The sequence below is a fragment of the Pseudomonas sp. PLMAX genome, from assembly GCF_046042685.1.
Taxonomy (GTDB): domain Bacteria; phylum Pseudomonadota; class Gammaproteobacteria; order Pseudomonadales; family Pseudomonadaceae; genus Aquipseudomonas; species Aquipseudomonas putida_AE.
Window position 1 is genome coordinate 23,645 of the sequence record NZ_CP064949.1, and the last position, 16,646, is coordinate 40,290.

Below are 16,646 nucleotides of genomic sequence, written 5' to 3' on the forward strand. Positions count from 1 at the left end.
AAGATGGAGCATTACCCCAGATGAGCACCCCAGTGCGCGTTGCCCCCAAGTTCCCCGACAGCATTTTCCGCGCCTATGACATACGCGGCACAGTCCCGGAATTTCTCAACGCCGAAACGGCTTACTGGCTCGGTCGCGCCATCGGTGCCCAGAGCCTGGCCCAGGATGAACCGAACGTTTCCGTTGGCCGTGACGGTCGCCTGTCCGGCCCGGAGCTGGTTGAACAACTGATCCAGGGCCTGGCCGACAGCGGTTGCCACGTCAGTGACGTCGGCCTGGTGCCGACCCCGGCGCTGTACTACGCGGCCAATGTGCTGGCGGGCAAGTCCGGCGTGATGCTCACCGGCAGCCACAACCCATCGAATTACAACGGTTTCAAGATTGTCATTGCCGGCGATACCCTGGCCAATGAACAGATCCAGGCCCTCCATGACCGCCTCAAGACCAACGACCTGACCAGCGGCAAGGGCAGCATCACCCAGGTCGAGATCCTCGACCGCTACACCACCGAAATCGTCCAGGACATCAAGCTGGCCCGCCGCCTGAAAGTCGTGGTGGACTGCGGCAACGGCGCGGCCGGCGTGATCGCCCCGCAATTGATCGAAGCGCTGAACTGCGAAGTCATCCCGTTGTTCTGTGAAGTCGATGGCAACTTCCCCAACCATCACCCGGACCCGGGTAAGCCTGAAAACCTCGTCGACCTGATCGCCAAGGTCAAGGAAACCAACGCCGATATCGGCTTGGCTTTCGACGGCGACGGCGACCGCGTCGGCGTAGTGACCAACACCGGCAGCATCGTCTTCCCGGATCGCCTGCTGATGCTCTTCGCCCGCGACGTGGTAGCGCGCAACCCGAATGCGGAAATCATCTTCGACGTCAAATGCACCCGCCGCCTGATCCCGCTGATCAAGGAATACGGTGGTCGTCCGCTGATGTGGAAGACCGGTCATTCGTTGATCAAGAAGAAAATGAAACAATCCGGCGCCCTGTTGGCCGGCGAAATGAGCGGGCACATCTTCTTCAAGGAGCGCTGGTTCGGTTTCGACGACGGCATCTACAGCGCCGCACGGCTGCTGGAAATCCTCAGCAAGGAAAAATCCACGGCGGAGGAGCTGTTCGCGACCTTCCCGAACGATATTTCTACGCCAGAGATCAATATCCATGTGACCGAAGAGAGCAAATTCAGCATCATTGATGCATTGCACGACGCGAAGTGGGGCGAAGGCGCCGACCTGACCACTATCGACGGCGTGCGAGTCGACTATGCCAAAGGCTGGGGCCTGGTTCGCGCCTCCAACACCACACCGGTGCTGGTCCTGCGTTTCGAGGCCGATGACGAGGCTGAATTGCAACGCATCAAGGACGTTTTCCACGCCCAGTTGAAGCGTGTTGCACCTGATCTCCAACTACCGTTCTGATTCACCCGGAGCCCTGAATGACCCTCGAACGCGAAGCCGCCGCCAACACCGCCAAGGTCCTGTCCGAAGCGCTGCCTTACATTCGCCGCTATGTCGGCAAGACACTGGTGATCAAATACGGCGGCAACGCGATGGAAAGCGAGGAGCTCAAGACCGGCTTCGCCCGCGACATCGTGTTGATGAAGGCCGTGGGTATCAACCCGGTCGTGGTTCACGGCGGCGGCCCGCAAATCGGTGATCTGCTCAAGCGCCTGTCGATCGAGAGCCACTTTGTCGACGGCATGCGCGTGACCGATGCCGCGACCATGGACGTGGTCGAGATGGTCCTCGGTGGCCAGGTCAACAAGGACATCGTCAACCTGATCAACCGTCACGGCGGCAGCGCCATCGGCCTGACCGGCAAGGACGCCGAGCTGATTCGTGCGAAGAAGCTCACCGTCACCCGCCAGACGCCGGAGATGACCACCCCGGAAATCATCGATATCGGCCATGTCGGCGAAGTAGTCGGTATCAATACCGATCTGCTGAACCTGCTGGTCAAAGGTGATTTCATCCCGGTGATCGCGCCAATCGGCGTGGGCGCCAATGGCGAGTCGTACAACATCAACGCCGACCTGGTGGCCGGCAAGGTGGCCGAGGCGCTGAAAGCCGAGAAACTGATGTTGCTGACCAATATCGCGGGCCTGATGGACAAATCGGGCACGGTCCTGACCGGCCTGACCACCCAGCAGGTCGACGACCTGATCGCCGACGGCACGATCTATGGCGGCATGCTGCCAAAGATCCGTTGTGCACTGGAAGCGGTCCAGGGCGGCGTGGGCAGCTCGCTGATCATTGACGGTCGTGTGCCTAACGCGATCCTGCTGGAAATCTTCACCGACACCGGTGTGGGCACCTTGATCAGCAATCGCAAGCGTCCATAAGCAGCACCCACAAAAAAGACCCCGTTCGGCTTGGCTGAACGGGGTCTTTTTTTGCCTGCGGGGGACCGTGTTACACGCCGAATTGGGCGCGGTAGGCTTCTACGGCTGGCAGGTGTTGCTTGAGCTGCGGATCGTCGGCCAGGAATTCCAGTACCTGGTTCAGCGAAACGATGCTGATCACCGGAATACCGAAATCACGCTCCACTTCCTGGATCGCTGACAATTCACCGTTGCCACGCTCCTGGCGGTTCAGGGCGATCAGCACGCCGGCCGCCTTGGCGCCGTCCTGGGAAGCGATGATCTGCATCACTTCGCGGATCGCGGTGCCGGCCGTGATCACGTCGTCGATGATCAGCACTTCGCCGGTCAGCGGTGCGCCGACCAGGCTGCCGCCTTCACCGTGGGCCTTGGCTTCCTTGCGATTGAAGCACCATGGCAGGTCACGGTTGTGATGCTCGGCCAGTGCAACGGCGGTGGTTGCCGCCAGCGGGATGCCTTTGTAGGCCGGGCCGAACAGGACATCGAAGGCAATGCCGCTTTCGGCAATGGCTGCGGCGTAGAAACGACCCAGCTGCGCCAGGGCCGAACCCGAATTGAACAGGCCCGCATTGAAGAAGTAAGGACTGGTGCGCCCGGACTTCAGGGTGAACTCACCGAAGCGCAAAACGCCGCGATCGATGGCAAAACGAATGAAATCGCGCTGATACGCTTGCATGAAAAAAACCCCAAATACCACGGATTTAGCTAATTAGGTTGACGCCGTGTATCATACACGCACGCGATTTTTGGGGCCATTTATGCGGATCATCAGTGTGAACGTCAATGGTATTCAGGCTGCAGTCGAGCGAGGTTTGCTCAGTTGGCTGCAGGCACAGAATGCCGACGTCATCTGCCTGCAGGACACCCGTGCCTCCGCCTTTGAACTGGACGATCCAGCCTTCCAACTGGATGGATACTTCCTTTATGCCTGCGACGCCGAAGTTCCCGCCCAAGGCGGCGTGGCTTTGTACTCGCGGTTGCAACCGAAGGCTGTCATCAGCGGTCTCGGTTTCGAGACGGCGGACCGCTACGGGCGCTACCTGCAAGCAGATTTCGACAAAGTCAGTATTGCAACCCTGTTGCTTCCTTCCGGGATGAACGGCGATGAGGACTTGAACCAGAAGTTCAAGCTCATGGACGACTTCGCCAAATACCTGGACAAGCAGCGGCGCAAACGCCGCGAGTACATTTATTGTGGCTCGCTGTACGTGGCGCAACAGAAACTGGACATCAAGAACTGGCGTGACAGCCAGCAATCTCCGGGCTTCCTGGCGCCTGAACGGGCCTGGATGGACGAGATTGTCGGCAACATGGGTTATGTCGACGCCCTGCGCGAAGTCAGCCGTGAAGGTGACCAGTACAGCTGGTGGCCGGATAACGAACAGGCCGAAATGCTCAACCTCGGCTGGCGCTTCGATTACCAGATCCTGACCCCGGGCCTGCGCCGCTTCGTACGCAGTGCGCGCCTGCCACGTCAGCCACGGTTCTCGCAACACGCGCCGTTGATCGTGGACTACGACTGGACGCTGACTATCTGAGTCTGGCCGGTAAAGGAAAATGCCCGTATCGCAAGATACGGGCATTTTTTATGGCCGGATGTAACCTGAACTTCAGGCAGCGGCAAATAACGGCAGAGCAAGGTACATCTTTATTACAATTACATTAATGATGTCGATGAAGAAAGCACCCACCATTGGCACCACCAGGAACGCTATTTGAGATGGTCCGTAGCGCTGTGTCACCGCTTGCATGTTGGCGATAGCAGTTGGCGTAGCCCCCAGTCCGAAACCGCAATGCCCTGCCGCCAATACGGCCGCATCGTAGTTACTGCCCATGACCCTGAACGTCACGAATATCGCAAACAGTGCCATGACCAAAGTTTGCACGGCCAAGATAATGAAGAACGGCAAAGCAAGTGCCGCCAAGTCCCACAACTTGAGCGACATCAAGGCGATCGCCAGAAACAGTGACAGGCTGACATTCCCCAGCACCGAAACTTCACGCTCAAACACCTGATACAAACCAAGCGCTGAAAGCCCGTTGCGTAAAAGTACGCCCACAAACAATACGCAAACGAAAGTCGGCAATTCAAACGCGGTTTCGTGTAGCAGGCCATTGAGAAGGGAGCCTGCCAGCAAGCTGACCGAAATCAGTGCGAGTGTCTCGATAAACGAAAAGGCCGTGATCGAGCGCTCTTTATTCGGCTGCTCGAAGCCCTTTGGCAGCCGTGGCTTATCTTGCTCAAGGCCAGGTGCCTGAACCCTGTTGATGAGCAGGCGAGCAACAGGCCCACCAATCAAACCTCCCAGCACCAAGCCAAAGGTCGCAGAGGCCATCGCCAGTTCAGAAGCGGACGCCAGTCCGAACTTCTCACTGAACGTCGCTCCCCACGCAGCACCCGTACCGTGGCCGCCGGCCAAGGTAACCGAGCCTGTCAGCAAGCCCATCAAAGGATCGAGCCCCAGAGTCGTTGCGAGTCCGATGCCCATGGCATTCTGGACCACCAGTAGTCCGGTGACCGCCAGCAGGAAAATCCCCACTACGCGTCCGCCCTTCTTCAGGCTGGCGAAGTCTGCACTCAAGCCAATGGTGGCAAAAAACGCCAACATCAACGGAGTTTGCAGCGAGGTATCAAATCTAACTTGAACATCAAGGCCTCGCAAAAACAAAAGAACCAGGGCCACCACCAGGCCGCCAGCTACAGGTTCCGGGATATTATAAGTGCGTAAAAAACCGAAACGTGCAACGAGACCGCGCCCCAGTAACAGAACTAAAGAGGCGGCGACAAGCGTTCCATAAAAATCGAGCTCAATCATTAATGGTTTCCTTGAATTACATTCATGGGCGAACTTTTTACCTGGACACGCCGCATGAACAGGTTGATTCATCTCAACACTGATTTGTTTTAGATTCAGGGACCCTCAATGGTCTGAATGTATCGAAATATTTCTTAGTGAATATAACTTAGTGCGGACTTTAACAATCGCCAAGTCTCATTGCCAAGCACATGGCCCGTATTGAACCATTGCAGTTTGTGACTAAATTGAGTTCAAAAAAAATACCCCGACAGGACGGGGCATTCATTTTAAATCGAGATTCTTTTCTGGGTTACTTGATCAACCGCCAGGTGAACGGATACCGATAAGGCACCCCTTCATTGGCTTTTACGCCGCCAATGATGGTCAAGACCAGCGCCCCGATCGCCACCAGCCCAAACAGGAAAAACCCGATAATCACCAGCATCAGCAGCAGGCAAATGGCGGAGGCAATGGCGACGGTGATCTGAAAGTTCAGCGCCTCCTTGCCCTGTGCGTCGATGAACGGGTCCATCTCGCGCTTCATCTGCCACAGGACCAGCGGGCCGAGCAGCGTGCCGAACGGAATCCAGATGCCCAGCAAGGCGGACAAGTGACAAAACATTGCCCACTGCCGAACTTCTTTGCTCGGTGCGGGAAGCAACTGTTGCTCGTCACCCATGGCGTCCTCCTTGTCCGTGGCTATTCGATCAGTCAGCCAGTGCAGCCTTTTGCAGATCGAAGATTTCGTTCATGCCTTTTTTCGCCAGTTCCAGCATGGCGTTCAGCTCTTCAGGCTGGAACGGCGCGCCTTCGGCAGTGCCCTGGACTTCGATGAAGCCGCCAGTGCTGGTCATCACCACGTTCAGGTCGGTCTCGGCAGCCGAGTCTTCCAGGTAGTCGAGGTCGAGCACAGGTTCGCCTTGATACATGCCCACCGACACCGCACCGATCATTTGCTTGAGCGGGTCGCCACCTTTGAGGCCGCCACGCTTCTTGATCACTTTCAAGGCATCGACCAGGGCAACCATGGCGCCGGTGATGGACGCGGTGCGTGTACCGCCGTCAGCCTGGATCACGTCGCAGTCGACGTACAGGGTGACGTCGCCCAGCTTGGACATGTCCAGCGCAGCGCGCAGGGAACGGCCGATCAGGCGCTGGATTTCCAGGGTACGCCCGCCTTGCTTGCCGCGGCTGGCTTCACGCTGGTTACGCTCGCCAGTGGCGCGCGGCAGCATGCCGTACTCGGCCGTCAACCAGCCCTGGCCCTGGCCCTTGAGGAACCGCGGCACGCCGTTCTCGACGCTAACGGTGCAGATGACCTTGGTGTCGCCGAACTCGACCAGCACGGATCCCTCGGCGTGTTTGGTGTAGTTGCGGGTAATGCGGATCGAGCGGAGCTGATCGGCAGCGCGACCACTTGGACGTTTCATAAGGGATACCTGTACGGGGACGGAAAACTGCGGAGCATTATAGAGCCGCCAGCTCCGACTGGGCACTTCTAAAAAAATCCTCGGACCAGCGAAGGCTCTGCACGGCCCGCAACCGACGACGAGCAGGCCTTTGTAACACCCTGTGTTTGGGCGCATCCACGCCACTGCGCTACAATCCTGCGCCTTTGCTGCCCGTCAGCTTAAATTCATTGATATCGGATCGGCGGAACGTCAGTTGCGCGCCGATCTGCATTGCGAGGTCCCTCCATGGTGCACAGCATGACCGCCTTTGCCCGCGTCGAGAAAGCCGGGGTCCAGGGCACCCTGAGCTGGGAACTGCGCTCGGTCAACAGCCGTTACCTCGAACCCCACCTGCGCCTGCCGGAATCCTTTCGCGACCTTGAAGGCGCCGTCCGTGAAGCCTTGCGCCAGGGCGTATCGCGGGGCAAGCTCGAATGCACCCTGCGCTTTACCGAAGAAAACACCGGCAAAGCGTTGCAAGTGGATCAGGCACGCGCGGCGCAACTGGTTGCAGCCGCCGAGACGATCGCCAGCCTGATCAAGAATCCGGCGGCGCTGAACCCGCTCGAAGTCCTGGCGTGGCCCGGCGTACTGGTGGGCGATGCAAGCGACCCGCAAGCGCTGAACGCCGAGGCATTGGCACTGTTCAACCAGGGCCTCAAGGAACTCAAGGCCGGCCGCGAGCGCGAAGGCGCGGAGCTGGCGCGACTGATCAACGAGCGCCTGTCGTCCATCGAAGAAGACGTGGTGACCCTGCGCGAGCTCGTTCCGCAAATGCTCGCCACCCAGCGCCAGAAAGTGCTCGACCGTTTCGCCGACATGAAGGCCGAGATGGACCCGCAGCGCCTGGAGCAGGAAATGGTCATGCTCGCGCAGAAAAGCGACGTCGCCGAAGAACTGGATCGCCTGAGCACTCACATCATCGAAGTTCGTCGGGTGCTCAAGTCCGGCGGTGCCGCCGGGCGGCGCCTGGACTTCCTGATGCAGGAGCTCAACCGCGAAGCCAACACACTGGGCTCCAAAGCCTTCGACCCGCGCAGCACCCAGGCTGCGGTCAACCTCAAGGTGTTGATCGAGCAGATGCGCGAACAAGTGCAGAATATTGAGTAAGGCAACCCCGACATGACCCACAGCACTGGCACCCTGTACATCATTTCCGCCCCTTCCGGCGCGGGCAAGAGCAGCCTGGTCAAGGCCCTGACCGACGCCGATCCGGAGATCCGCGTCTCGGTCTCCCACACCACCCGCACCATGCGTCCCGGTGAAGTGAATGGCGTGAACTATCACTTCGTCGACCGCAGCGAGTTCGTGAAGATGATCGAGCACGGCGATTTCCTCGAGCGCGCCGAAGTATTCGGCAATCTCTACGGCACTTCGCAAAGCCACCTGCAACAGACCCTGGATGAAGGCCACGACCTGATTCTGGAAATCGACTGGCAAGGCGCCGAGCAGGTGCGCAAGCTGATGCCCCAGGCCCGCTCGATCTTCATTCTTCCGCCGTCATTGCAGGCCCTGCACCAGCGCCTGACCAACCGTGGCCAGGACAGTGACGAGATCATTGACGGCCGGATGCGCGAAGCCGTCAGCGAAATGAGCCACTACGTCGACTACGACTACCTGGTCATCAACGACGATTTCGCCCACGCGCTGCACGATCTGAAGGCGATTTTCCGCGCCAATCAGCTGCAGCAGAAACGCCAGCAGCAACGTTTTGGCAAATTGCTGGCTGAATTGCTCGGCTAAAGAGGGCTTCCCAAAACAGCTGCAAGGGCTTTACATTGGCACTTGCAGCGCGTTGAAGGGCTTGGTCAAAAAATCAGCGCTTCCCTAATCGCTGGTGATTTTTTAAACTGTTGAGTCCGCTTGCCCATCCGGGCAGCGCGCATATTGCATTTGCTACGAGGAAGACCATGGCCCGCGTAACCGTTGAAGACTGCCTAGAACACGTGGATAACCGCTTTGAGCTGGTCATGCTCTCTACCAAGCGTGCCCGTCAACTGGCCACCGGCGGCAAAGAGCCGAAAGTAGCATGGGAAAACGACAAGCCTACCGTCGTCGCCCTGCGTGAAATCGCTGAAGGCCTGATCGACTACGCAGCTATCGCCGAAGCCGAAATCGTTGAAGATGAACCGCTTTTCGCTGCATTCGAGGACGAGTCCAACGAGGCCGTCTAAGCCTATGCCTGGTCGACGTAGCACGGCGCGGGATAAAAGCTTACGGCAGGAGACATCATGCCGAGCATAGACGCCCTCGCCGATCGCTTATCGACCTACCTCGGCAAAGACCAGGTCAACCTGGTCCGCCGAGCGTATTTCTACGCCGAACAAGCCCACGACGGCCAACGCCGCCGTAGCGGCGAGGCGTACGTCACGCATCCCCTTGCGGTGGCGAATATTCTTGCCGACATGCACATGGACCATCAGAGCCTGATGGCGGCCATGCTGCATGACGTGATCGAAGACACCGGCATTGCCAAGGAAGCGCTGCAAGCGCAATTTGGCGAAACCGTGGCCGAACTGGTCGACGGGGTCAGCAAACTGACCCAGATGAACTTCGAGACCAAGGCCGAAGCCCAGGCTGAAAACTTCCAGAAAATGGCCATGGCCATGGCCCGCGACATTCGCGTGATCCTGGTCAAGCTGGCTGACCGCCTGCACAACATGCGCACGCTGGAAGTGCTGTCTGGCGAAAAGCGCCGGCGCATCGCCAAGGAAACCCTGGAAATCTATGCGCCCATCGCCAACCGGCTGGGCATGCACGCCATCCGCATAGAATTCGAAGACCTCGGCTTCAAGGCCATGCACCCGATGCGTTCCGCGCGGATCTACCAGGCAGTCAAGCGCGCCAGGGGTAACCGCAAGGAAATCGTCAACAAGATCGAAGAATCCCTCAGCCACTGCCTGGCCATCGATGGCATCCAGGGCGAGGTCAGCGGTCGCCAGAAACACCTCTACGGTATCTACAAGAAGATGCGCGGCAAGCGCCGGGCCTTCAACGAGATCATGGACGTGTATGCGTTCCGGATCATCGTCGACAAGGTCGATACCTGCTACCGCGTACTGGGCGCTGTACATAATTTGTACAAACCATTACCGGGGCGCTTCAAGGATTACATCGCGATCCCCAAGGCCAACGGCTATCAGTCGCTGCACACCACGCTGTTCGGCATGCATGGCGTACCGATCGAGATCCAGATCCGCACCCGTGAAATGGAAGAGATGGCCAACAACGGCATAGCTGCCCACTGGCTGTACAAATCCAGCGGCGACGAGCAGCCAAAAGGCACCCACGCCCGTGCGCGCCAGTGGGTCAAAGGCGTGCTGGAAATGCAGCAACGTGCCGGCAACTCGCTGGAATTCATCGAGAGCGTGAAGATCGACCTGTTCCCGGACGAGGTCTATGTGTTCACGCCCAAAGGCCGGATCATGGAGCTGCCCAAGGGCTCCACGGCGGTCGACTTTGCCTATGCGGTGCACACCGACGTCGGCAACAGCTGCATTGCCTGCCGGATCAACCGTCGCCTCGCGCCGCTGTCCGAACCGCTGCAAAGCGGTTCCACGGTCGAGATCGTCAGCGCTCCGGGCGCACGGCCGAACCCGGCGTGGCTCAACTTCGTGGTCACCGGCAAGGCGCGCACGCACATTCGCCATGCGCTGAAACTGCAGCGCCGTTCCGAGTCCATCAGCCTGGGCGAACGCCTGCTGAACAAGGTGCTCAACGGTTTCGACAGCTCGCTGGAAAAAATCCCGGCAGAGCGCGTCAAGGCGATGCTCGCCGAGTACCGCCTGGAACTGATCGAAGATTTGCTCGAAGACATCGGCCTGGGCAATCGCATGGCCTATGTGGTGGCTCGGCGCCTGCTGGGCGAAGGCGAGCAGTTGCCAAGTCCGGAAGGCCCGCTGGCGATTCGTGGCACCGAAGGCCTGGTCCTCAGCTACGCCAAGTGCTGCACGCCGATCCCGGGCGACCCGATTGTCGGCCACCTGTCCGCCGGCAAAGGCATGGTCGTGCACCTGGACAACTGCCGCAACATCAGCGAAATCCGCCACAACCCGGAAAAATGCATCCAGCTCTCGTGGGCCAAGGATGTCACCGGCGAATTCAACGTCGAACTGCGCGTCGAGCTGGAACACCAGCGCGGCCTGATCGCCCTGCTGGCCAGCAGCGTCAACGCGGCCGACGGCAACATCGAGAAAATCAGCATGGATGAACGCGATGGTCGCATCAGCGTGGTCCAACTGGTGGTCAGCGTACACGACCGTGTGCACCTGGCCCGCGTGATCAAGAAACTGCGCGCCCTGACCGGGGTGATTCGCATCACCCGCATGCGCGCCTAAGCCATCCCCTTACAAGGAGTCATTCATGACCAAGACTGTTATCACCAGCGACAAGGCCCCGGCCGCCATCGGCACTTACTCCCAGGCGATCAAGGCTGGCAACACCGTCTACATGTCGGGCCAGATTCCCCTGGACCCGAAAACCATGGAACTGGTCGAAGGCTTCGAAGCCCAGACCGTCCAGGTGTTCGAGAACCTCAAGGCCGTGGCTGAAGCCGCTGGCGGTTCGTTCAAGGACATCGTCAAACTGAACATCTTCCTCACCGACCTGAGCCACTTCGCCAAGGTCAACGAGATCATGGGCAAGTACTTCGACCAGCCTTACCCTGCCCGCGCCGCCATCGGCGTAGCCGCCCTGCCAAAGGGTTCGCAGGTTGAAATGGATGCCATCCTGGTCATCGAGTAATACGTCCGGCGCAGCCCTCTGAAGGCTGCGCCGCTGCCGTATGTATAAAAAGCGTTTTGAAAGGATTCCACCATGCGCGCTGCGCTAGCCCTCTCGCTGGTCGCCCTGTTCTTGGGCGGTTGTGCCAGCAACCCTGCCGACCGTGATATCAGTGGCACCTGGATCAACCAGGCGGCAATCGATGCTGCGGCCAAAGGCGGCCCCCTGCGTGAAGCCCTCCAGGCCTATGGTCCGAACCTGGAGTGGGACGTCAACACCAAGGCCAGCCAGGCCCGCTACACCAATGGTTTTGAAAATGTCGAAGGCAAGTTGCTGGGCGAGCAGTCCGGCGCCTGGAAAGTCGACTTTTATGGCAGCTCTGCCAGCGAGCTCAAGCGAGACGGCAAGCAGCTGAGCCAGGCCGCCAGCGACAACGAACCCGAGCAGGTCTTCGACCGCGCGCCGATTCCGGTTCCGGATGGTGCACCGATGGGCGCCAGCTTCGAACGCGCACTGTACACGGCGTACATGGGCGGTAGCTGGAAGGTCGTCAGCGGCCCCGGCGAAGGCAATAGCGTGCAATTCCAGGCCGACGGCCAGGTCATCGGGCTGCCGGAAGCCGATCGTTATGCTTTGTGCCTGGCGGGTGACTGTGCGTCGATGAGCGGTGGCAACGACAACATGTGGTTGCAACTCAATGGCCAGGGAAACCCCTGGATCTTTGCCCGCAAAGGCAAGGAACTGGAAATTTTCCAGGCCGTGAATGCCGCCCAGGCAGACGAAATGCCCCAGTACACGCCGGGTAACCGCAAGTGGTTGCTCGAGAAGCAATAAGCAACACATAACTCCTGCAGGAGCGAGCTTGCTCGCGAAGAGGCCATAACATTCAACAATTTGTTGCCTGTTAGGCCGCTTTCGCGAGCAAGCTCTCTCTCCTACGAGGATTTGTGGCGTTTACAAATCAGCAACGCCCTTCAATGATCGCTGCATAACCTTCGCGGAAACTCGGATACTTCGGCACCCAACCCAACGCCCTCGCCCGCGCATTGCTGCAACGCTTGCTCCCCGTACGGCGCACAGTGGCGTCCTCCGCCCATTCGGTCACCCCCAGATATTCACGCAGCCAGCCCACCACATCCGCCAGCGCTGCGGGCGCGTCGTCAACGCCTATATAAACGTCATCCAGTGCCACGCCACGCCGATCCGCCTCGAGCAGACAGGCCATCAGCCCGGCCGCGTCATCGGCATGAATTCGATTGGCGTAAAGCGGTGGATCGACCGCCACGCGATACCCCCGGCGAACCTGAGTCAGCAACCACTCGCGACCCGGGCCGTAGATTCCGGTCAGTCGCACGATACTGGCCGGGATGCCGCTGTTGAGCGCAATCTGCTCGGCTTCAAGCATCACACGCCCTGAATAACCCGCCGCCACGGCTGGCGACGTCTCGTCAATCCACTCGCCCTGCTGCTGGCCGTAGACACTGCTGCTGGACACGAACAGCAGGCGATTAGGCACCTGCCCATAGTCGCCCAGCCACTCCAGCACATGCTGCAGGCCCTGGACATAGGCGGCGCGGTAACCGGCCTCATCGTGATCGGTGGCGGCCGCGCAATACACCAGGTAATCCACCGCACCGACCGGCCAGGTCGCTGGACATTCTTTGTCGAACAAGTCGCCGGCCACCCCGACAACGCCGTCGGGCAGGCGCGAAACGTCACGGCGCAGACCATGGACCTCCCACCCGCCAGCCAGCAATTGCGTGGCCAGGCGACTGCCGACATCACCGCAACCGGCGATCAAAACAGAGGGTGCGGACATAAGAAAACTCTCCTCAAAAAGGGACAAACCAGCGCTGGCAATGGACGAGCGGCTAGCAATACAGGAAAAAAAGAGACGCTATTACTTCTGTTAACAAGAATTAATTGCAATAATGCGGACCACTTTGTTCTCGGCCTCACGAGGCCTGGAAGAACATTAACTGTCTTTTCCTCTCAGGTCCGGCCCAGCATGACACGTAATCAACTCTCCGCTTCGCCAACCAAACGACCTCGCGCCTGGAGCGCGGTGGCCGCCCTGCTACTCAGCCTGATGCTGGCGCCAACCGCCACCTTTGCTGACGCACAAGCCCCCGCCACCCCGGCTGCGGCCGCCGTACCTGCTCCGACCGACCACGCCGCTCCGGCAGTCACGCCGGCCGCGACCGATCCTGCCCAGGCGGTACCGGCAGATGCTATCGGTGAAGACGCTCCCGAAGTCCTCGAAGCCGACAACACCCTGGGCATGGCTCATGACCTGTCGCCGTGGGGCATGTACCAGAACGCCGACATCATCGTGAAAATCGTGATGATCGGCCTGGCCATCGCATCGATCATCACCTGGACCATCTGGATCGCCAAAGGCTTTGAGCTGATGGGTGCCAAGCGTCGTCTGCGCACTGAAATCGTGCACCTGAAAAAAGCCGCCACGCTCAAGGAAGCCGCCGCATCGGCGACCAAACCAGGCACCCTGGCCAACCTGCTGGTTCATGACGCCCTGGAAGAAATGCATCTGTCGGCCAGCAGCCGCGAGAAAGAAGGCATCAAGGAACGCGTCAGCTTCCGTCTTGAGCGCCTGGTGGCGGCCTGCGGTCGCAACATGAGCAGCGGCACTGGCGTGCTCGCCACCATCGGTTCCACCGCGCCGTTCGTCGGGCTGTTCGGTACCGTATGGGGCATCATGAACAGCTTCATCGGCATCGCCAAGACCCAGACCACCAACCTCGCCGTCGTCGCCCCCGGCATCGCCGAAGCCCTGCTGGCGACCGCACTGGGCCTGGTTGCAGCGATCCCTGCGGTGGTGATCTACAACGTGTTCGCCCGCTCCATCGCCGGTTACAAGGCGCAGGTATCCGATGCGTCGGCAGAAGTCCTGCTGCTGGTCAGCCGCGACCTCGACCACCAGCCCGAGCGCAGCTCGCATCCGCACATGGTGAAAGTGGGGTAATCGGCCATGGGCCTGCATTTGAAAGAAGGGGCAGACGACGATCTGTCCGAAAACCACGAAATCAACGTCACGCCGTTTATCGACGTGATGCTGGTGTTGCTGATCATCTTCATGGTGGCAGCCCCGCTGGCCACCGTGGACATCAAGGTCGACCTGCCCGCATCCACCGCCAAACCGGCGCCGCGGCCGGAGAAACCGGTGTTCCTCAGCGTCAAGGCCGACCAGCGCCTGTTCCTGGGCGAAGACGAAGTGAAGGCTGAAGCACTGGGCGCCACGCTCGACGCAAGGACCCAGGGCAAGAAAGATACGACGATCTTCTTCCAGGCCGACAAAGGCGTGGATTATGGCGACCTGATGAGCGTGATGGATAATCTGCGTGCCGCCGGTTACCTGAAGGTGGGCCTGGTCGGACTTGAGACGGCAGCCAAGAAATGATCACTACGCGCCATAAGCTGACGCGTTACAGCGGTAGCCTGGCGATCGTGCTGGGCGTTCACGCGCTGGCGATCGCGCTGGCTGTGAACTGGACCGCCCACCCGCCTATCGAATTGCCGCCCCAGGCAATGATGGTCGAGCTGGCGCCGGTTCCCGCCCCGCCACCGCCTGCACCGCCGAAGGTCGTCACGCCACCGCAGCCACCCGCTCCGGTTGAAGAACTGCCGATACCCAAGCTTGCCGAAGCGCCGAAGGCCGAGATTGCCGTGCCCAAGCCGGCCAAACCCAAGCCGAAACCGCAACCGCCCAAGCCGGTAGAGAAAAAGCCCGAGCCGCCGAAGGAAAAACCGTCGGAAGCCAAGCCGAGCGAGGCGCCACCGACCCCGGCTCCGACGGAGAAATCCGCCCAGCCTGCGCCGGGTCCGTCCCCTGCTCAACTGGCCGCCAAAGCGAGCTGGCAAGGCACCCTGCTCGCCCACCTGGCCAAGTACAAGAAGTACCCGGCCAGTGCACAGGCTCGGGGCAAGGAAGGCATGAACCGGCTGCGCTTTGTGGTGGATGGGGAAGGCAACGTGCTGTCGTTTGAGCTGGTGGGTGCCTCCGGCACCGCGGACCTGGACCGGGCGACCCTGGAAATGATCCGCCGCGCGCAACCGCTGCCCAAGCCACCGGCAGACATGCTGACCAATGGCTCCATCGAAATTGTTGCGCCTTTTGTTTATTCGCTGGAGAAGCGTCGGCGGTAAAAGCAACAAATCAAAAGATCGCAGCCTTCGGCAGCTCCTACAGGGATCGCAGTAACCCGTGTAGGAGCTGCCGCAGGCTGCGATCTTTTTTGCCTTTTGCATCGCCCTGTGTCACGCGGCACACGCAGTCTGATAACGTGCGTCTATCGATTGCAGCCGGTATGCTTGGCCTGCAACTTCATGGACGCTTGCTATGACCCTCACAGAATTACGCTACATCGTTACCCTCGCCCAAGAACAGCACTTCGGCCATGCCGCCGAGCGTTGTCACGTCAGCCAGCCAACCCTGTCGGTGGGCGTGAAAAAGCTTGAAGACGAACTCGGTGTGCTGATTTTCGAGCGCAGCAAAAGCGCCGTGCGCTTGACCCCGGTCGGCGAAGGGATCGTCGCCCAGGCGCAAAAAGTGCTTGAACAGGCCCAAGGCATCCGCGAACTGGCCCAGGCCGGCAAGAACCAGCTGACGGCACCACTGAAGGTCGGTGCGATCTATACCGTCGGCCCGTACCTGTTTCCGCACCTGATTCCGCAACTGCACCGGGTTGCCCCGCAGATGCCGTTGTACATCGAAGAAAACTTCACCCACGTGCTGCGCGACAAACTGCGCAACGGCGAGCTCGACGCGATCATCATCGCCCTGCCGTTCAACGAAGCCGACGTGCTGACCTTGCAGCTCTATGACGAGCCGTTCTATGTCCTGATGCCGGCCCAGCACCCGTGGACGCAGAAAGAAACCATCGACGCCAGCCTGCTCAACGACAAGAGCCTGCTGCTGCTCGGCGAAGGCCATTGCTTCCGCGATCAGGTGCTCGAAGCCTGCCCGACCCTGACCAAGGGCAACGACGGCGCCAAGCACACCACGGTGGAGTCCAGCTCACTGGAAACCATCCGCCACATGGTGGCTTCCGGCCTCGGCATTTCGATCCTGCCGCTGTCGGCAGTCGATAGCCATCACTACGCCCCCGGTGTGATCGAAGTTCGCCCGCTGTCGCCACCAGCGCCCTATCGCACCGTGGCCATCGCCTGGCGTGCGAGCTTCCCGCGGCCAAAGGCCATTGAAATCCTCGCTGATTCCATTCGCCTGTGCTCGGTGGCCAAACCCGCAGCACCGGTAACAGCGGGTTAAGCAACGCC

The 16,646-nt window shown here is 59.9% G+C and carries 17 protein-coding genes and 1 pseudogene; 13 read left to right on the forward strand and 5 right to left on the reverse strand.

Annotated features, from left to right (window positions below):
• Positions 1 to 14: 14 nt before the first annotated feature.
• Positions 15 to 1,418, forward strand: a pseudogene (locus tag DKB71_RS00115) (phosphomannomutase/phosphoglucomutase); the annotation flags it as partial.
• Positions 1,419 to 1,435: 17 nt separating this feature from the next.
• On the forward strand, positions 1,436 to 2,341 hold the full coding sequence (argB, locus tag DKB71_RS00120; RefSeq protein ID WP_008047078.1) for an acetylglutamate kinase: 906 nt from the start codon (positions 1,436 to 1,438) through the stop codon (positions 2,339 to 2,341).
• A 70-nt stretch (positions 2,342 to 2,411) separates the two neighbouring features.
• Here argB and pyrE read toward each other — a convergent pair whose 3' ends face one another.
• The gene (gene pyrE, locus DKB71_RS00125) at positions 2,412 to 3,056 is read right to left on the reverse strand and encodes an orotate phosphoribosyltransferase (RefSeq protein WP_007975175.1); all 645 of its coding nucleotides are present in this window, start codon (positions 3,054 to 3,056) and stop codon (positions 2,412 to 2,414) included.
• A gap of 82 nt (positions 3,057 to 3,138) precedes the next feature.
• On the opposite strand from pyrE, the gene DKB71_RS00130 reads away from it, so the two are divergent.
• Positions 3,139 to 3,918, forward strand: coding sequence for an exodeoxyribonuclease III (locus DKB71_RS00130; protein WP_008062840.1), 780 nt, complete (start codon positions 3,139 to 3,141; stop codon positions 3,916 to 3,918).
• Positions 3,919 to 3,990: 72 nt separating this feature from the next.
• Here DKB71_RS00130 and gltS read toward each other — a convergent pair whose 3' ends face one another.
• From gltS to rph, 3 genes are all read right to left on the reverse strand, one after another.
• Positions 3,991 to 5,196: a sodium/glutamate symporter gene (gltS, locus tag DKB71_RS00135; RefSeq protein WP_408599320.1), complete on the reverse strand. Its 1,206-nt coding sequence runs from the start codon at positions 5,194 to 5,196 to the stop codon at positions 3,991 to 3,993.
• A gap of 292 nt (positions 5,197 to 5,488) precedes the next feature.
• A complete protein-coding gene (locus tag DKB71_RS00140) occupies positions 5,489 to 5,857 on the reverse strand; it encodes a DUF4870 domain-containing protein (protein ID WP_274073720.1) in 369 nt (122 codons plus the stop codon).
• Between the two features lie 28 nt (positions 5,858 to 5,885).
• Positions 5,886 to 6,608 (reverse strand): ribonuclease PH, encoded by a 723-nt coding sequence (rph, locus tag DKB71_RS00145; RefSeq protein WP_047535109.1) that lies wholly within the window; start codon positions 6,606 to 6,608, stop codon positions 5,886 to 5,888.
• 267 nt (positions 6,609 to 6,875) lie between these two features.
• Between rph and DKB71_RS00150 the strand changes: the two genes are divergently transcribed.
• The 6 genes from DKB71_RS00150 (at position 6,876) to DKB71_RS00175 (ending at position 12,185) form a co-directional block, all read left to right on the forward strand.
• Complete coding sequence (locus DKB71_RS00150; protein ID WP_323625722.1) at positions 6,876 to 7,739, forward strand: YicC/YloC family endoribonuclease; 864 nt, start codon at positions 6,876 to 6,878, stop codon at positions 7,737 to 7,739.
• Positions 7,740 to 7,751: 12 nt separating this feature from the next.
• Positions 7,752 to 8,372: a guanylate kinase gene (gmk, locus tag DKB71_RS00155; RefSeq protein WP_274073722.1), complete on the forward strand. Its 621-nt coding sequence runs from the start codon at positions 7,752 to 7,754 to the stop codon at positions 8,370 to 8,372.
• 167 nt (positions 8,373 to 8,539) lie between these two features.
• Complete coding sequence (rpoZ, locus tag DKB71_RS00160) at positions 8,540 to 8,803, forward strand: DNA-directed RNA polymerase subunit omega (RefSeq protein ID WP_007921129.1); 264 nt, start codon at positions 8,540 to 8,542, stop codon at positions 8,801 to 8,803.
• Between the two features lie 57 nt (positions 8,804 to 8,860).
• Positions 8,861 to 10,966 carry a bifunctional GTP diphosphokinase/guanosine-3',5'-bis pyrophosphate 3'-pyrophosphohydrolase gene (gene spoT / locus DKB71_RS00165; protein WP_008062824.1) on the forward strand — a complete coding sequence of 702 codons (2,106 nt, stop codon included), beginning with the start codon at positions 8,861 to 8,863 and terminating at the stop codon, positions 10,964 to 10,966.
• 25 nt (positions 10,967 to 10,991) lie between these two features.
• Positions 10,992 to 11,372 carry a RidA family protein gene (locus DKB71_RS00170; protein WP_003229509.1) on the forward strand — a complete coding sequence of 127 codons (381 nt, stop codon included), beginning with the start codon at positions 10,992 to 10,994 and terminating at the stop codon, positions 11,370 to 11,372.
• 72 nt (positions 11,373 to 11,444) lie between these two features.
• Positions 11,445 to 12,185 (forward strand): hypothetical protein, encoded by a 741-nt coding sequence (locus tag DKB71_RS00175; RefSeq protein WP_274073723.1) that lies wholly within the window; start codon positions 11,445 to 11,447, stop codon positions 12,183 to 12,185.
• Between the two features lie 127 nt (positions 12,186 to 12,312).
• On the opposite strand, the gene DKB71_RS00180 is transcribed toward DKB71_RS00175, so the two are convergent.
• The gene (locus DKB71_RS00180; RefSeq protein ID WP_323607398.1) at positions 12,313 to 13,170 is read right to left on the reverse strand and encodes an SDR family oxidoreductase; all 858 of its coding nucleotides are present in this window, start codon (positions 13,168 to 13,170) and stop codon (positions 12,313 to 12,315) included.
• 189 nt (positions 13,171 to 13,359) lie between these two features.
• On the opposite strand from DKB71_RS00180, the gene exbB reads away from it, so the two are divergent.
• The 4 genes from exbB to DKB71_RS00200 all read left to right on the forward strand — a co-directional run bounded on the left by exbB (position 13,360) and on the right by DKB71_RS00200 (position 16,638).
• Complete coding sequence (gene exbB / locus DKB71_RS00185) at positions 13,360 to 14,334, forward strand: tonB-system energizer ExbB (RefSeq protein ID WP_406591641.1); 975 nt, start codon at positions 13,360 to 13,362, stop codon at positions 14,332 to 14,334.
• A 6-nt stretch (positions 14,335 to 14,340) separates the two neighbouring features.
• Positions 14,341 to 14,769 carry a TonB system transport protein ExbD gene (gene exbD, locus DKB71_RS00190; RefSeq protein ID WP_008064483.1) on the forward strand — a complete coding sequence of 143 codons (429 nt, stop codon included), beginning with the start codon at positions 14,341 to 14,343 and terminating at the stop codon, positions 14,767 to 14,769.
• Complete coding sequence (locus DKB71_RS00195) at positions 14,766 to 15,515, forward strand: energy transducer TonB (protein WP_274073726.1); 750 nt, start codon at positions 14,766 to 14,768, stop codon at positions 15,513 to 15,515. Before exbD ends, DKB71_RS00195 begins: the two co-directional genes overlap by 4 nt.
• Before the next feature lie 193 nt (positions 15,516 to 15,708).
• Positions 15,709 to 16,638, forward strand: coding sequence for a hydrogen peroxide-inducible genes activator (locus DKB71_RS00200; RefSeq protein WP_274073727.1), 930 nt, complete (start codon positions 15,709 to 15,711; stop codon positions 16,636 to 16,638).
• Positions 16,639 to 16,646: the final 8 nt, after the last annotated feature.

Excerpts from the sequence above, each read along its gene's own strand:
- argB (WP_008047078.1), top strand. The coding sequence starts at position 1,436 with ATGACCCTCGAACGCGAAGCCGCCGCCAACACCGCCAAGGTCCTGTCC.
- pyrE (WP_007975175.1), bottom strand. The coding sequence starts at position 3,056 with ATGCAAGCGTATCAGCGCGATTTCATTCGTTTTGCCATCGATCGCGGC.
- DKB71_RS00130 (WP_008062840.1), top strand. The coding sequence starts at position 3,139 with ATGCGGATCATCAGTGTGAACGTCAATGGTATTCAGGCTGCAGTCGAG.
- gltS (WP_408599320.1), bottom strand. The coding sequence starts at position 5,196 with ATGATTGAGCTCGATTTTTATGGAACGCTTGTCGCCGCCTCTTTAGTT.
- DKB71_RS00140 (WP_274073720.1), bottom strand. The coding sequence starts at position 5,857 with ATGGGTGACGAGCAACAGTTGCTTCCCGCACCGAGCAAAGAAGTTCGG.
- rph (WP_047535109.1), bottom strand. The coding sequence starts at position 6,608 with ATGAAACGTCCAAGTGGTCGCGCTGCCGATCAGCTCCGCTCGATCCGC.
- DKB71_RS00150 (WP_323625722.1), top strand. The coding sequence starts at position 6,876 with ATGGTGCACAGCATGACCGCCTTTGCCCGCGTCGAGAAAGCCGGGGTC.
- gmk (WP_274073722.1), top strand. The coding sequence starts at position 7,752 with ATGACCCACAGCACTGGCACCCTGTACATCATTTCCGCCCCTTCCGGC.
- rpoZ (WP_007921129.1), top strand. The coding sequence starts at position 8,540 with ATGGCCCGCGTAACCGTTGAAGACTGCCTAGAACACGTGGATAACCGC.
- spoT (WP_008062824.1), top strand. The coding sequence starts at position 8,861 with ATGCCGAGCATAGACGCCCTCGCCGATCGCTTATCGACCTACCTCGGC.
- DKB71_RS00170 (WP_003229509.1), top strand. The coding sequence starts at position 10,992 with ATGACCAAGACTGTTATCACCAGCGACAAGGCCCCGGCCGCCATCGGC.
- DKB71_RS00175 (WP_274073723.1), top strand. The coding sequence starts at position 11,445 with ATGCGCGCTGCGCTAGCCCTCTCGCTGGTCGCCCTGTTCTTGGGCGGT.
- DKB71_RS00180 (WP_323607398.1), bottom strand. The coding sequence starts at position 13,170 with ATGTCCGCACCCTCTGTTTTGATCGCCGGTTGCGGTGATGTCGGCAGT.
- exbB (WP_406591641.1), top strand. The coding sequence starts at position 13,360 with ATGACACGTAATCAACTCTCCGCTTCGCCAACCAAACGACCTCGCGCC.
- exbD (WP_008064483.1), top strand. The coding sequence starts at position 14,341 with ATGGGCCTGCATTTGAAAGAAGGGGCAGACGACGATCTGTCCGAAAAC.
- DKB71_RS00195 (WP_274073726.1), top strand. The coding sequence starts at position 14,766 with ATGATCACTACGCGCCATAAGCTGACGCGTTACAGCGGTAGCCTGGCG.
- DKB71_RS00200 (WP_274073727.1), top strand. The coding sequence starts at position 15,709 with ATGACCCTCACAGAATTACGCTACATCGTTACCCTCGCCCAAGAACAG.